Source organism: uncultured Kluyvera sp. (genome assembly GCF_902485085.1).
Taxonomy (GTDB): Bacteria; Pseudomonadota; Gammaproteobacteria; order Enterobacterales; family Enterobacteriaceae; genus Kluyvera; species Kluyvera ascorbata.
Genome location: NZ_CABTJS010000084.1, coordinates 1 through 15,681, shown reverse-complemented (window position 1 = coordinate 15,681; position 15,681 = coordinate 1). Strand labels below are relative to the sequence as shown.

Annotated in this window: 13 protein-coding genes; 2 read left to right on the top strand and 11 right to left on the bottom strand. The window is 52.6% G+C overall.

From position 1 onward, the window contains the following. Nucleotides 1–3: 3 nt before the first annotated feature. The 4 genes from RDN66_RS09830 to tar are packed head-to-tail and all read right to left on the bottom strand — an operon-like array spanning nt 4 to nt 5,238. Nucleotides 4–1,053 (bottom strand): chemotaxis response regulator protein-glutamate methylesterase, encoded by a 1,050-nt coding sequence (locus RDN66_RS09830; RefSeq protein WP_035895240.1) that lies wholly within the window; start codon nt 1,051–1,053, stop codon nt 4–6. Then, nucleotides 1,050–1,916 (bottom strand): protein-glutamate O-methyltransferase CheR, encoded by an 867-nt coding sequence (gene cheR, locus RDN66_RS09825; protein ID WP_035895238.1) that lies wholly within the window; start codon nt 1,914–1,916, stop codon nt 1,050–1,052. Before cheR ends, RDN66_RS09830 begins: the two co-directional genes overlap by 4 nt. Nucleotides 1,917–1,939: 23 nt before the next feature. Continuing rightward, a complete protein-coding gene (locus RDN66_RS09820) occupies nt 1,940–3,544 on the bottom strand; it encodes a methyl-accepting chemotaxis protein (protein ID WP_035895236.1) in 1,605 nt (534 codons plus the stop codon). Nucleotides 3,545–3,582: 38 nt separating this feature from the next. After that, the gene (tar, locus tag RDN66_RS09815) at nt 3,583–5,238 is read right to left on the bottom strand and encodes a methyl-accepting chemotaxis protein II (RefSeq protein WP_035895234.1); all 1,656 of its coding nucleotides are present in this window, start codon (nt 5,236–5,238) and stop codon (nt 3,583–3,585) included. 260 nt (nt 5,239–5,498) lie between these two features. On the opposite strand from tar, the gene RDN66_RS09810 reads away from it, so the two are divergent. Beyond that, nucleotides 5,499–6,761: a dicarboxylate/amino acid:cation symporter gene (locus tag RDN66_RS09810; protein ID WP_115074050.1), complete on the top strand. Its 1,263-nt coding sequence runs from the start codon at nt 5,499–5,501 to the stop codon at nt 6,759–6,761. 203 nt (nt 6,762–6,964) lie between these two features. On the opposite strand, the gene RDN66_RS09805 is transcribed toward RDN66_RS09810, so the two are convergent. The 7 genes from RDN66_RS09805 to flhD form a co-directional block, all read right to left on the bottom strand. Next, nucleotides 6,965–8,239, bottom strand: a complete 1,275-nt coding sequence (locus RDN66_RS09805; protein WP_308537814.1) for a porin — start codon at nt 8,237–8,239, stop codon at nt 6,965–6,967. A 647-nt stretch (nt 8,240–8,886) separates the two neighbouring features. Next, the gene (gene cheW / locus RDN66_RS09800; protein ID WP_035895231.1) at nt 8,887–9,390 is read right to left on the bottom strand and encodes a chemotaxis protein CheW; all 504 of its coding nucleotides are present in this window, start codon (nt 9,388–9,390) and stop codon (nt 8,887–8,889) included. A 22-nt stretch (nt 9,391–9,412) separates the two neighbouring features. Further along, a complete protein-coding gene (cheA, locus tag RDN66_RS09795; RefSeq protein WP_035895229.1) occupies nt 9,413–11,452 on the bottom strand; it encodes a chemotaxis protein CheA in 2,040 nt (679 codons plus the stop codon). Between the two features lie 4 nt (nt 11,453–11,456). After that, nucleotides 11,457–12,383, bottom strand: a complete 927-nt coding sequence (motB, locus tag RDN66_RS09790) for a flagellar motor protein MotB (protein WP_115074046.1) — start codon at nt 12,381–12,383, stop codon at nt 11,457–11,459. Further along, nucleotides 12,380–13,273, bottom strand: a complete 894-nt coding sequence (gene motA, locus RDN66_RS09785) for a flagellar motor stator protein MotA (RefSeq protein ID WP_035897203.1) — start codon at nt 13,271–13,273, stop codon at nt 12,380–12,382. The genes motB and motA overlap by 4 nt, the downstream gene beginning before the upstream one ends. A 122-nt stretch (nt 13,274–13,395) precedes the next feature. After that, the gene (flhC, locus tag RDN66_RS09780; RefSeq protein ID WP_308537819.1) at nt 13,396–13,980 is read right to left on the bottom strand and encodes a flagellar transcriptional regulator FlhC; all 585 of its coding nucleotides are present in this window, start codon (nt 13,978–13,980) and stop codon (nt 13,396–13,398) included. Continuing rightward, nucleotides 13,977–14,327: a flagellar transcriptional regulator FlhD gene (gene flhD / locus RDN66_RS09775; protein WP_035897207.1), complete on the bottom strand. Its 351-nt coding sequence runs from the start codon at nt 14,325–14,327 to the stop codon at nt 13,977–13,979. Before flhD ends, flhC begins: the two co-directional genes overlap by 4 nt. Nucleotides 14,328–15,116: 789 nt before the next feature. Between flhD and uspC the strand changes: the two genes are divergently transcribed. Then, nucleotides 15,117–15,536 carry a universal stress protein UspC gene (uspC, locus tag RDN66_RS09770; protein WP_035897208.1) on the top strand — a complete coding sequence of 140 codons (420 nt, stop codon included), beginning with the start codon at nt 15,117–15,119 and terminating at the stop codon, nt 15,534–15,536. Nucleotides 15,537–15,681 lie beyond the last annotated feature (145 nt).

Below are 15,681 nucleotides of genomic sequence, written 5' to 3'. Positions count from 1 at the left end.
TGATCAAATACGTATTGCCTGTCCGGCACTGATTTTTGCCAGCATCTGCTGGCTTACCTGGCTAAGATCGACCACTTCGCTGACGCCACCGGTATTGATGGCCTCACGCGGCATGCCGAACACCACACAACTGGCTTCATTCTGCGCAATGGTCCAGGCACCCGCCTGAAACATGGCATGCATCCCGGCCGCACCGTCGTTGCCCATGCCGGTGAGGATGACCCCCACGGCGTTACGCCCCGCGTGCTTCGCAACCGAATGAAACAGCACATCAACCGACGGGCGATGGCGATTAACCGGCGGCCCGTCGTGAATTTTGATTTGATAGTTGGCCCCGCTACGCGCGAGCTCCATATGTTTATCGCCCGGCGCAATGTAGGCATGGCCCGGCAGGACGCGCTCGCCGTCCTCGGCTTCTTTTACCGTTATCTGGCACAGCTTGTTCAAACGCTCGGCGAACGAGCGGGTAAAGCCCGGCGGCATGTGCTGGGTTATCAGCAACGCGGGGCTTGAAAGCGGCAGCGGCTGCAGCACATGACGAATCGCCTCGGTACCCCCCGTAGAGGCACCAATGGCAATCAATTTTTCAGAGCTCAGCAGCGGACCGGCTTTAAGCGTCACCGGGGCTGGCAGCGGCTTATGGGCGCTAATACGTGCTCGCGAAGCGGCACGCACCTTCTCGGCAATGGTTTCGCTGTAAGCCAGCATTCCTTCGCGAATACCAAGCTGCGGCTTGGTGACAAAATCCACCGCCCCCAGCTCCAGCGCGCGTAGCGTGACTTCCGAACCTTTCCCGGTCAGCGAAGACACCATCACCACCGGCATCGGGCGCAGACGCATCAGTTTTTCGAGGAAATCGAGGCCATCCATGCGCGGCATTTCCACGTCCAGCGTTAATACATCAGGATTAAATTTTTTTATCAGGTCACGAGCCACCAGCGGGTCGGGCGCGGTGGCGACCATCTCCATGTCGTCATGCTCGTTGATAATTTCCGTCATGATTTGCCGCATCAGCGCGGAATCATCGACGGAGAGGACCCTTATTTTTTTCATGTTCTTCCCTTACTTAACGCATAGACCGTTTGTCCACGCAGGCTGAACTCACGGGCAAGATGGCTAAAGTTTTCCGAATGTCCGGCAAACAGCAGCCCGTCCGGTTTCAGCAGCGGGACAAAGCGTTTAAGGATCTCCTGCTGCGTGGTCTTATCGAAATAGATCATCACGTTGCGACAGAAGATCGCATCAAACGGCCCGGGTATGTTGTAGTGAGCATTCAGCAAATTCAGCGTGGAAAAGTCCACGTAGTTCGCCAGCTCAGAACGCACACGTACCAGGCCAGAATGTGGCCCGGTTCCGCGCATGAAATAGCGCTGCAGCTGCTGCTGGGAGAGCGTTTTCAGCTCGTCCATGCGGTAAATACCGCTCTGCGCTTTCTCCAGCACTTCGGTGTCGATATCGCTGGCAAACACCTTCCAGCGGCCCGGCGCGGTTCCGAGCGTATCGGCAAGGGTGATGGCGATGGAGTAAGGTTCCTCGCCCGTCGATGCCGCTGCGCTCCACACCCGATACTCCCCCTGCCGACGCGCCGCATGCTCGGCAAGCGTCGGAAAATGGTGCGCCTCACGGAAAAATGCCGTCAGGTTCGTGGTGAGCGAGTTAATAAATGCCTGCCACTCGGGGCTGTCGCCGTTGGCCTCCAGCAGGCTGAGATAGTGACCAAAGTCGTCAAGGTTCAGCGTGCGTAGACGCCGCACCAGGCGGTTATAAACCATGTCACGCTTATGATCGGCCAGCACGATCCCAGCGCGCTGGTAGATCAGTTGACAGATCCGACGGAATTGTCCGTCGGTGAGCGTCAGGCGCTGTGTCAGTTGGCTCAGTAGTTGCGATTGCCCATTTGGCAGAGATACAGTCATAGCGCCTTCTTACATCACATCATTCACGAAACTGCGGGTACCGCAGCCAGCTCTACGCTTTCGCGCGGCGCCGCTGCTTTGATTTCTTCCAGCGAAAATACCGATACGACGTTGGTCAGGCGATCGGCCTGATCGGCCAACTGCTGCGTGGCCGCCGCGCCCTCTTCCACCAGCGAGGCGTTCTGCTGGGTGACCTGGTCCATCTGCGTTACCGCCTGCGCCACCTGTTCAATTCCGCGACGCTGCTCGTCAGAAGCGGAGGCGATTTCACCCATGATGTCGTTTACGCGGGTGACGGACTGCACAATCTCGGTCATGGTATTCGCGGAGGTTTCCACCAGTGCGGAACCTTCCTGCACGCGGGCAACCGACTCTTCAATTAGCCCTTTGATCTCTTTTGCTGCCTGTGCGCTACGGCTTGCCAGGTTGCGCACTTCACCGGCCACAACGGCGAACCCACGCCCTTGTTCACCGGCACGCGCGGCTTCCACCGCCGCGTTCAGCGCCAGAATGTTGGTCTGGAAGGCAATACCGTCAATCACGCTGATAATGTCGCTAATCTTGCGCGAACTGGTGGCAATGTTCTGCATTGTCCGAGCCACATGGGAGGCTTGCTCACCGCCGCGCTTCGCCGTATCCGCCGCACCGTGAGCCAGATTTGAAGCCTGGCGGGCGTTATCGGCGTTTTGGCTCACCGTTGCCGTCAACTGCTCCATACTGGCGGCAGTCTCCGCCAGCGATGCCGCCTGCTGTTCGGTGCGTGAGGAGAGATCGTTATTCCCTGCGGCGATTTCCGAAATGCCGGTATGCATCGCATAGCTGCCTTCGCGCACCTGGCCGACGGTGTCACGCAGCGATTGCTGCATGGTTTTTAGACCGGCAAAGATGGCGCTGATTTCGTTCTTACCGTAGACGGCAATCGGACGCGCCAGGTTGCCGTGGGCAATATTGTCAAAATGGCTGCTGATGATATCCATTGGCTTGACCACCATATGGCGCACCCACCACAGCGCACCGACGGTGATGAGCACAGAGATAATCACCATGCCAATAAAGGTAATGGTCGAACGCTGATAATCGCTTTGGCTTTCGCGTTCAGCGGAAGCCACGTAGGTCTCGATATTTTTGCGCCAGCTTTCGTAGTCGTTATCAAACTGGTCCTGCGATTTCTGCACCGGTGCCGCAACAAACTCAGACAGCTGGTTGTTCTCAAGCCATGCCGTCTGGTGCGCTAACATTTCATGCCAGGCGGTGAAGGTTGTCGCCGTCTGAGCCTGGAGTTCTTTATCGTGCTCACTCATCAGCGGCAGCGCCATAAAGCCCTGGAATAGCGCATCGGCCTGCGACAGATTCTGTTTCACGTCATCAACGATGCCACGCACTTCATCCGGCGGATAGCTCAGCGCCGTCAGCGTGCCGGCTTTGTTCAGCATCGTGCTGGCCTGCAGCATCGCAGCGCGCGATTCCGTTAGGGTATTCAACTGCTGGCTGCTCTGGTCTATCTGATTAATGTTTTGCTGCCCATCGCGAAAAGCCCAGAAAGAGAGTCCGTTACTGCCAATCTGCAAAATGCCGCAGAGAATCAAAATCAGAAACAACGTGGTAGAGATTCGAATACGATAAAGCATCACCACACTCCTAAAGGCGGCAAAGACCGCAGATAAAATTAAAATGTTTCCCAGTTAGTATCGGTACTGCGTTCGGGACTCGACGCGAGGCGTTTTGCCACTGTCGGTGCCTGAGCCGCTTTTGTTGCATGCTGTGCGGACGCTACGTTAAGACGGAAAGTCGCAACGGCTTGGTTCAGACGTTCGGCCTGATCTTCCAGCGCGGCGGCGGCGGTTGCCGACTCTTCCACCAGCGCGGCGTTTTGTTGGGTGACGCTGTCCATTTCTGCGACGGCTATCGCCACCTGGTCGATACCGCGACTCTGTTCATCTGAAGCAGAGGCGATTTCGCCCATAATGTCGGTCACGCGGGTGACGGCATTCACAATATCGGTCATGGTCTCGCCTGCGCTTTCTACCAGCACAGAACCGGTATCGACCCTGGAGACGGAATCTTCAATTAAGGCTTTGATCTCTTTTGCCGCCTGCGCGCTGCGGCTTGCCAGATTACGCACTTCTCCGGCGACGACGGCAAAGCCGCGGCCCTGTTCACCCGCGCGCGCCGCTTCGACGGCGGCATTCAGCGCCAGAATATTGGTCTGGAAGGCAATACCGTCGATAACGCCGGTAATATCGGAGATTTTCTGCGAACTGGCGGCAATTTCGTGCATGGTGTTCACCACGCCGTTGACCACGTTGCCGCCGCGCTGGGCGGTCTCAGAAGCGCTTTGCGCCAGATGCGAGGCCTGACGGGCGTTTTCGGCGTTCTGCTTCACGGTCGCCGTCAGCTGTTCCATGCTGGCAGCCGTCTCTTCGAGGGAAGCAGACTGCTGCTCGGTTCGCGCCGACAGGTCGTTGTTCCCGGCGGCAATTTCACTGGTGCCGTGATAAATCGCCTCGGCACCTTCCCGCACATGCGTTACGGTATCGATAAGTGAGGCTTGCATATGACTGACGGTTCCCGCCAGTTCGGTGATTTCGTTGCGTCCGCGCAGCGTCAGACTTTGGGTCAGATCGCCCGCCGCAATATGGCGGATATGGCCCATGACCGATGCCAGCGGTTTAAGCAGAATGGCGCGAATACCAAACCACGCGCCCACCATCACGATAACCAGAACCACCGCCAGTACCAGCAGTTGCCAGCGGGCAATCTGGTAATCGCGGCTACTGGTGGTAAATGCGTGCTGATAGAGGCCTTCGCTTTGGGTCGCATACTGAGTCATCGCGTCACCCAACGCGTTTTGCATTCCCTGCGTTGGCTGAGCGAAGTAGGCATCCATATTGCCGTTTTCCAGGAACCCCACCAGCTCCTGTAAGGCAGCATAGTAGTTCTGGTAGGTTTTCGTGACCTGCTGGCTGGTATCACTCATCGCGGGAAGCGCGGGCGTTTCGCTGAAACGCGCGAAATGACCTGCCGCCTGCTCAAGGGTGGTACGCGCATTTTTCAGCAGTTCGGTTTTTGCGCTGCTCTGCTGATTGGCGGTATCCATCATCATCCTGGCCGAAGAACGGCTCAGGTTGATACGGGTTTGCAATAACAGATCCCACGACTTCGTGAGCTCTGCCTGTTGGGTTCGAAGCGTATTAGATAATGCAAAGCTTTGTTGGTTCTGGTGCAACGAGGAGAACAAAAAGCCCCCGGAGACCAGCTGCAAAAGTGCGAAGACGACCAGCACCAACATCAGCAGCGTGACAACGCGGATACGGTTTAACATACAGCACCTTCTCTATGACTTGTTACGGCTGTTATCGGCATCCCAAAAAGAAACTTAAGTGCCGGGCGAGTAAAAATCTGAGGGTTGATGCGGTGCTGACGCGAGTCACTGAATAACAACGTTTTTTATAAATCATAAAAAAAAGTTGTAAATCACCTCACTTTCATACAATTTATGTGGTGAATGATTAATGACATTACATAACTAAAAAAGCATTTTTCATCGCAAGACACTTTTGTAATCTGACGGGGTATTTTTTCGTGGCAAACGCAAATAAACTCACGGTTTTTATCGTGATTTTCATGCTGGCAGGCATTCTGACTGGCGCAATGATCCATTCCTACGCATCCGCAACCACCATTCAAGTCTGGTCCAGTAACATCACGCTGCTTACCGATATCTTCTTACGCTTAATCAAAATGGTCATCGCACCGTTAGTCTTCAGTACCCTGACGGTTGGGATCATGAAGCTCGGCGAGACCTCGACGATCGGTCGCGTCGGTGGTAAAGCGATGGTCTGGTTTATCAGCTCTTCGGTGCTGTCTATTCTGGTTGGCCTGTTTATTGTGACGCTGCAGCACCCTGGCAGCGGTCTGAATCTGGCCATTCCCAAAGATACCGTTGATACTGGCCTCGCCGTCAGCGGTATGAGCCTGAAAGGTTTCCTTTCCCACACAATCCCAACCAGTATCGTTGGCGCGATGGCGGATAACGAAATCCTGCAGATTGTGGTGTTCTCGATGTTCTTCGGTATTGGCGGCGCGTCGCTGGGACAGAAGTTCAACGCCCCGTTAGTTGCCGCGCTGGATGTGGTTTCCCATATCATGCTGAAGGTCACCGGTTACGTGATGTACGTTGCGCCGCTGGCTATTTTCGCCGCGATCTCTTCGGTGATTGCGACGGAAGGTTTGGGGATCCTGCTGAACTACGCCTCGTTCATCGGCGGTTACTATGTGGCTATTCTGTTGACCTGCTGCGTGCTGGTTGCGCTGGGCTACATGGTGCTTAAGAAAGACGTTTTCCGTCTGCTCGGCATGCTGAAAGACCCGGTACTGGTGGCGTTTACTACCAGCAGCTCTGAAGCGGCCTACCCGAAAACGCTGGAACAGCTGACCAAGTTCGGCTGCTCGCGCAATATCGTGTCGTTCGTACTGCCGATTGGTTATTCATTTAACCTGGTCGGGTCGATGGTGTACTGCTCATTTGCTTCGATGTTTATCGCCCAGGCGTACAACATCCACCTGAGCTTCTCTGAGATTGCCGTGCTGATGCTGACGCTGATGCTGGCTTCCAAAGGCATCGCCGGGGTACCGCGCTCTGCGTTGGTCGTGCTGGCAGCCACCATCCCGAGCTTTAATATTCCGGTGGCGGGTATCCTGCTGCTGATGGGTATCGACCACTTCCTTGATATGGGTCGTTCGGCGATTAACGTGCTGGGTAACGGCGTGGCGACGGCGATGCTGTCGCAGAACGAAGGTCAGCTCGAAGAAGTTGAGCCTGAGGTTGTGCAGCAGAATATGTAATATTTGAGCCGTTCCCGGCAGCGCTTCGCTTGGCCGGGAAATGCACTCAAACAAAAGCCAGACCCCAGGGTCTGGCTAAATCCAACAAAAACCTATCACAGCCGCCCTGAAGTTGACTCCCCTTCCCCCGACGACCCAAAAGCAAATACTCAAGCGCAATGAAAAAGCCCGCCTCACTGGCCAGAGACGGGATAAAACAGGGTTTAGATAAAGATACGCATACCGACCGCAGCAAGATGATCGGAAACGTTATAACTGTCATCCGTATTGCCGCTGGCTTTCTCATAGCCGTATTCAATATAAGTGACGGCATTTTTGCCTAACCAGTAATCGGTACCTAACGTCGTGGACTGGAAGTGCTGGCCGTCCATCGCGTCACCGCCTTCGGTCCAGTCAAAGTTAGCGTATACGCTCCACTCCGGCGTAATTTTAAACTGGGACGCATATTCCAGACCGAGAATCGTTTCCTGGTCATCGGTGGCATTGCTCGTACCGCTTCTTGCCGCATTAACGTCATCAACTTTGTTGATGTAATAGGTAGCCTGCGCGGCGTTATACCAGGTGAAACCGTCGAAGTTCGCGGTGTATTTGGCGTTCATCCCCATGGAGTAAGTATTACCGTCATAGGATGGGCCGGTAACATAGGTAACCGGTACGGTGCCGCCTGTCGTACCGTAATCTTCGTTGATCGTTTCCGTTCCCTGATTCACCGTATAGTTGTTATATGCCGCCGCGCCAGAAATAGAGAAGCCGTTATCAAAGCGATATTGCGCCGCCAGCGCACCGCCGCCATGTACGGTAGCAGAACCATCATGATAGGCATCATGCATATCCGGGCCATCGCCGTAGCCGCTGCCAAATCCAATGCTATCCACATCATCATTTCCCTGGCCCATCACGCCAACGGTAAATGCTTTGGTGTTGTAATAGTAAATCGCTGCCGAGTTAACAATATCGGTCGACATCCCGGCAGTGTCATGTTTTGCCTTACCGCCATAAGCGTAAGTCGTATCAATACCCAAACCCCAGTCAGTTGGCGCGTATTGTTTACCGAAGGTAATAACACCGTATTCATCGTTTCCTAAACCGGCATAGGCCTGGCGGGTATAAACATCGTTACCCTGATCGTCAGTCGCGGAATCCAGACCGTGCATACCAGTTTCATAATAACCGGCGGCATAATAGCCTTTATCATTAATTTTCTGACGCAGCGCGACGCCCAGACGTGAATCGTTGTTCTGGATATTATGTTCTACGCTATGCGCGGAGTCGTCTTTGGCATACAGGCGAATGGAACCCATAATAGAAATTGCCGTGTCATCGCCCTGATAAACCATCTCACCTTTAGTTTGCGTCGCCGTATAGGCTGGCGAGGCGAAGTCGCCGCTGGCAGCCAGCGCATATGCCGGATCGCCTACCGCAGAGGTAATGGCCAGAGCGATAATAGAGGGTTTAATCATTACTTTTTTTACGCGCATAGAAATCCCTTAATCAATATTTAAGATTATGTTTTTTGATAACGTTAAATTTATAAGTGGGAAAGAAAGCGTTCTCTCCACGAGGGAAATATTAATTGCAGAAAGATTCTATTTACTACGCGGAACAATAAAAAATAAGACAACGATCACTAAGAATTATTTCCTTTCCAGCAATCACATAATGATTATATTTTTACAGTTTGATGAATTTAGAATTCAATTTATGAATAAGCTAATTCAAATATAGATATAAGTATTGCTAATTATAAATGATAAACCATTTATTAATAATTACAGTACATTAAAAAACAACACCGACTACCAATATCATTAATTACATTAACATTATTTTTTCATAGCGCGCTAATCTATCGTCAACTCAGGTTGATTTCATTTACACCCAATGAATTTGCGATATACCCCAATCGCAAAAATTGAAATTATTGATATATTAATTCTATTGATTTGATTGAATTATTCACTTTGAGAATATTTATATTTTATCGAGGTGCATAAATCATAAATAAAATAAAGTGGGTGTTATCAGGAATTGAGAACCAGGTAGGTATTAAAATCACAAATTTTAAATATTCAACTTCAGCGGAAAAACAGGGTTCATCGTTTTATGACGATGAACCCTGTGCCCATTATGCAGCGTGGCTTGCCGCGCTATCCAGCAATGCCATCTCTTCGCTATTGAGCAGCTTCTCAATATTCACCAGAATCAGCATACGGTCGCCCAATGCGCCAAGCCCGGTCAGATATTCGGTAGAAAGCGTTACGGCAAACTCCGGCGCCGGGCGAATCTGCTCGGCGGCCAGAGAAAGAACATCGGACACGCCGTCCACAACGATACCCACAACACGTTGACCGAGATTCAGCACGATAACCACCGTATTGTCATTGTACTCGACGTCTTCCTGGCTGAACTTCACGCGTAGGTCAACAATCGGCACAATCACGCCACGTAGATTGGTCACGCCTTTAATAAAGGCCGGGGTGTTCGCAATGCGCGTCACCTGATCGTAGCCACGAATCTCCTGCACCTTCAGAATATCGATGCCGTACTCTTCATTGCCCAGCGTAAATACCAGGAATTCTTGCCCAGTCGGTTCACCCGCCAGCTTTGTTACATTCGTCATACCGGTCATGTTGTTCCCTTATTTCTGCGTATCAGGCGGCGGTGCTCGCCAGACGTTTTTCACGGTTGAGCCCCTGCAAGGCAGAGACATCGACAATCAGCGCGACGCTGCCGTCGCCAAGAATGGTGGCCGCGGAAATACCCGGCACTTTGCGATAGTTGCTTTCAAGGTTTTTCACCACCACCTGATGCTGACCAATCAGTTGATCCACCAGCAGCGCATAGCGACGCCCCGCGCTTTGCAGGATAACCACAATGCCCTGCGTCGCTTCGGTTTTCGCCCCTTGAACCTCAAACGCTTTCCACAGTTCCACCAGCGGCAGATATTCACCGCGGACTTCCAGCACGCGCTCGCCGCCCGCCAGCGGATGCAGATCTTCTTCGCGCGGCTGCAGCGACTCCATCACCGCGTTAAGCGGTAGGATAAAGACCTCTTCGCTGACTTTGACCGACATACCATCCAGTATCGCCAGCGTCAGCGGCAGCAAGATGCGGATGGTGGTACCGGAACCTTGCTTCGACTGGATCTCAACGTGGCCGCCCATCTCCTGGATGTTACGTTTCACCACGTCCATTCCCACGCCGCGCCCGGAGACGTCAGTCACCTGCTCTGCCGTCGAGAAGCCCGGCGCAAAAATCAGCATCCCGACCTCTTCATCGGTCATGCTTTCATTTACCGCCATGCCCTGCGACATCGCCTTCGCCAGAATACGCTCGCGATTCAGCCCCGCGCCGTCGTCGGTAACTTCGATACAGATGTTACCGCCCTGGTGTTCTGCGGACAGAATCAGGTTGCCCACGGCCGATTTCCCGGCGGCGAGACGCGTTTCCGGCAGTTCAATCCCGTGGTCGAGACTGTTACGCACCAGGTGCGTTAACGGGTCGATAATGCGTTCAATCAGGCTTTTATCGAGTTCGGTTGAGCTGCCCATCAGCGTCAGTTCAACCTGTTTGCCAAGCTTGCCCGCCAGGTCGCGAACCAGGCGTGGGAAGCGGCTAAAGACATACTCCATCGGCATCATACGAATCGACATCACCGATTCCTGGAGGTCACGCGCGTTGCGCTGCAACTGCCCCATGCTGGTAATCAGATCGCCGTGCGATACCGGATCAAGCGCGTTTGAGCGCTGCGCCAGCATGGATTGGGTGATAACCAGTTCACCAACCAGGTTAATCAACTGGTCAACTTTTTCTACCGCGACGCGAATGCTGGTCGATTCGCTGCTACGGGCGGCTGGTTTTTCGCGTTCTGCGCGCGGTGCAGCCGGGCTTGGTGCAGCCGCCGTTGCGACTGCGGCGGCAACCGGTTCAGCGACCACTTCTTCCATTACGTCAGGTTCGGCTTGCGCTTTCTCCTCGGCCGCAGGCGCGGTAGTAAAGTCAATCTGATCGGCTTCGATGACAAAGCACAGCACGGCGACGATATCATCTTCGTCCACGCCGCCCTCTATCACGGCGGTTAAACTATCGGCCGTTTTGCTGACCTGGCTTAACGTCGCCAGGTTGTTCAGCTCTTCTTCCAGCATATCCGGCTCGCCCGCCTTCAGGCGTGAGAGCGTAATCTGTTTTTTCCCGGCAACAGCCGATGCATCCGCGTTAGCTGATACCTCCGCCTGCTGCGTTGCGTTGTCTACCACGCTTAAGCGCGCACCACCCGCCACGGGAGGGACACTTTCACCTTTCGCTTCCAGCGCCAATTGGCGCAGCGCATTGCAGATATATTCGAAGCTGGCAGCGTCCGGTTCGGTGGAGCTTTTATAGGCGTCGAGCTGTTCCTGCATAATATCTTTGGTTTCCAAAAACAGGTTGATAATATCGGTGCTGAGCTGCATTTCCCCGCGACGAGCCTCGTCCAGCAGGTTTTCCATCAGGTGCGTGGTTTCCTGCAACACGGTAAAGCCAAAGGTTCCCGCGCCGCCTTTAATCGAGTGCGCAGCGCGGAAAATAGCATTCAGCTGTTCAGCATCAGGGTCGTCCACTACCAGGTTCAGCAGATGCTGTTCCATATCGGCCAGAAGTTCATCGGCCTCATCAAAAAATGTCTGATAAAAATCGCTGATATCCATGCTCACGCTATCACCTCGAGTCGGGTTGTGGCGGCGTAGTCCCTGCCGCTGCTGAAGAGGTATTCGGCGACTGGATTACGCTTAAAGGTTCATTCTGGCTCTCGGCATTCTCATGGAGAATGGCCTGCTCAGCCTGGTTATTCAGCACCAGCAGGCTGATACGACGGTTAATCGCATCGTTGCCACCGTGCTCTGATAAGCGCATCGAGTTAGACATCCCGATAACGCGCAAAACTTTGCCATCATCCAGCCCGCCGGCAACCAGCTCGCGGCGCGAGGCGTTGGCGCGGTCGGCCGACAGTTCCCAGTTGCTGTAGCCTCGTTCGCCAGAAGCGTAGGGGTAATCATCCGTGTGCCCAGACAGGCTGACTTTGTTCGGTATTTCATTCAGTACCGGGGCTATCGCGCGCAAAATATCGCGCATATACGGTTCCACTTCGGCACTGCCTGTTTTAAACATTGGTCGGTTCTGGCTGTCGATAATCTGAATACGCAGCCCCTCCTGAACCAGGTCAATCTTCAGATGCGGGCGCAGCGCGCGCAGTTTAGGGTCAGCTTCAATCAGCTGGTCCAGCTCACCGCGAATCCGTTTGAGACGGTTGGTCTCCATCCGTTTTTTCAGGTCGTCAATATTCGGCTGTTTCTGCACTTCCCCCTGCTGCTGGGTGACATCATCACCGCCGCCGGGGATCGGGCTATCGCTGTTCGCCATCCGAGGGCCACCGCTGATAGCCGTCGCCAACGGGGTACGGAAATACTCAGCAATCTGAATAAGCTCTTTCGGGCTTGAGATGGAGATAAGCCACATCACCAGAAAGAAGGCCATCATGGCGGTCATGAAATCCGCATAGGCAATTTTCCAAGAGCCGTGGGCGCTACCGTGCGATTTATGTTTGCGCCGCTTTACGACGACAATAGGATGCGATTGGTTTTTCATGCGTCCTCGGTTGTGGTCTGCTGCTGGCCAGCCGGGTTACGCACCGCACGCACATGTTCTTCCAGCTCGACGAACGAAGGACGTTCGCTGGTGTAAAGGGTTTTACGGCCAAACTCGACGGCAATCGGCGGTGCATAGCCGTTGAGGTTCGACAGCAGCGTAATTTTGACGCACTGCATCATTTTAGTCGTTTCTGCGCTTTTCTGGCGCAGTACGCTAGCTAACGGAGAGACAAATCCGTAGGCCAGTAAGATGCCAAGGAATGTTCCCACCATCGCGTGGGCAATCAGCGCCCCAAGCTCTGCTGCGGGTCTGTCAGCTGAACCCAGCGCGTGAACAACCCCCATCACCGCCGCGACGATACCGAAAGCCGGCAGTGAGTCGCCGACCAGCGCCAGGCTGTTCGCCGGAACTTCACATTCGCTTTCATGGGTTTCAATTTCTTCGTCCATCAGCGCTTCAATTTCGAAGGTGTTCATGTTGCCGCTGATAATCAGACGCAGATAGTCGACGATAAATTCCAGCATCACTTTATCGGCAAGAATGCGCGGATAGCTGGCAAAAATTTCGCTCTCTTTGGGGTTTTCAATATCGCGTTCGAGCGAAAACATCCCCTGCTGGCGCGACTTCGCCATCAGACGATAAAGCAGTGCCAGCAGGTCCATGTACATCGTTTTTGTGTATTTCGAGCGACGAAACAGCAGCGGCAGCGCCTTAAGCGTGCCCTTGATAGCCTTGCCGTTGTTCCCGACGATAAAAGCCCCGACCCCCGCCCCGCCGATGATAATCAGCTCGGCCGGTTGATACAGTGCCCCAAGGTGTCCGCCGGTCATCATGTAGCCGCCGAAAACTGTCCCCAAAACAACCAGGTAACCTATTAAGATAAGCACGTTATCATCCTTCCACCGTTGACCATGAGTGGAGACAGATGAGCAAAGTCACTAACCGACGGGTAAAAAAAAGCAGCGATCATCAAGACCGCTGCTGGAGTGTTTTATCCACACCGTGTGGGTTAAACAGCTTGCTCTATCTGTTCATCCAGCAGTTGTGGATTACTATCGGCAAGATTGTCGGAAAGTTTACGTCTTTTTACTGCGCGAGATGGTGGCTGGCAAAGGCTGCAAACAAAGCTGCCCGCTGGCTGGTGCGCATGAGTAATGAAATTGCCGCCGCAGGAATGGCAGCTGGAGAGTTCAAGCATTCCGCTTTCCACAAAGCGGACTAACGTCCATGCGCGAGTCAGCGCCAGAAGCGGCCCGTTATCCTGCTGTGGACATTGTTCGAGGTACAAGCGGTAGGCTTTAATCACGGCGTCCACGCCAGAGCGCTGTCCGCTTTTGAGTAAAAACTGCCAGGCATTACAGAACATGGAAGAGTGAATATTCTGTTCCCATGTCATAAACCAGTCCGTGGAAAACGGCAGCATTCCTTTTGGAGGCGGGCTGCCGCGCAGTTCTTTGTACAGCTTAATCAGACGACCACGGCTGAGCTGGGTTTCACTTTCCAGCATCTGCAAACGCGCGCCCAGCGTTATCAACTCCATAGCAAGCTGAATATCGCGGGCTTCCTGAACAATGCTTTTTTCGCTCATTTTCAGGCCCTTTTCTTACGTGCAGGTTCGCCTGATTGGCTGGCTTCATTCAGCAGTCTGGTGGAGAGCAGAATACCGGTATGAATCTGCTGTAAGTCGTCAACTCGTGACTCTTGCGTAAGACGGGTGATGCTTTGAGCATCATCAAAACGGAACTGGCAAACTAACTGGTTGGTCTCCGCAATTTTCACCATCTGCGGAAGAGTCAGTTCACCAAGAACTTTAGCCATGGCCTCGTTGATGCCGAGACGAAACATAGCTGAAGCCTTATCCTGACCAATCAAACGCTGTGCAAGAAGCAAGTAAGACAAATTGATGTCATAAATGTGCTTTAGCAACTCGGATGTATGCATTTTCCCCATCCCGAATAACCAATTAGTACTTTATGCGGTCAAACCGCATACCCCGTGATGTCGTCGGGCAAGGCCCGATAAAAAAAATCGGTCGAAATGCATAGCCGATTAGGTGAATCTTTCTGCAGGGTTGTCGGTCGGCGCGTTGACCTCTCGCCCGACTAACCTAAACATTTCTTACAATTTACTAAGATTTTTCCTAATTCGACGCAACTTTACTCGCCAGATGTGACACATACAATGTTACTTCGCTGTTAATTTGAAATTTATGTGATCTCCGTCACAAAATCAAATCAAATTTCGCCCCTCAATCCATCAGTCTCAATTGTATTTTGAGTATTATTTAAGCAAAAAAATCGCTATTTTATTCCAGCCTAACGGATATTCATTCACCGAAAGTATTTAACAAAGATTCAGGACGAGGGACTTTACGCGAGCCAGATGCGAAAAAATTATCACAGATCATGCTTTCATCTAATAAATAAAATTCATTTTAAATTCAACAAATTGAAACATATAATCATTTGCCACAAATTAATTTGCATGTTATTTACTTTTTATTAACAATATTTCAGCAAAAATTAAATGTTTATCCGCCTTACTGGTTACATCATATATTCAGTGCGGCTTATGCAATTTACGCACCTTTAATACCGTCATTCGCATAAACCTTGCTAATGTATTAGGTTAAGTTATAGACAGCGATACTCCCCCCAATGCTTGCAGCGAGGCGGTAAAAAGAGTAAGAGATGAAGGATCGAGTGCGTGTCATTCAAGCAAGGAGGTCTGATGTCTTACTCACATCTTTTGGTGGCCGTTGCGCCTACCCCAGAGAGTCATGAGCTGCTAAGGAAAGCAGTGGAAATCGCCGAGCCTGCCGGTGCCCGTATTAGTTTGATAACGCTGTCAACTGACCCGGAGATGTACAACCAGCTGGCTGCACCAATGCTGGAAAATCTGCGTGAATTGATGCAGGAAGAAACGCATCAATTTCTGCAAAGCCTTTCTGACTCTACCCACTACCCTATCTGGAAAAGCCATATTGCCTCGGGTGAGCTGTGCGATCACGTCAAAGCATTCTGCCAGAATCACCAGGTTGACCTGGTTATCTGTGGTAACCATAACCAAAGCTTCTTCTCACGCGCCACCTGCTCGGCCAAAGCGATTGCCGGGAATAGCGGCGTTGATGTGCTGTTGGTGACACTGTAACAAATGATGAAACCCGGCGTCGCTGCGGTACAAACCGGAAACATAGGTAACACTTTAGACCGGATACATGGGTAACAGTTATAACTGGCATAGAAGAGGAGACTCGCTATGCCCTGGACTGAGACCCGACCTATGCAACGCCTTG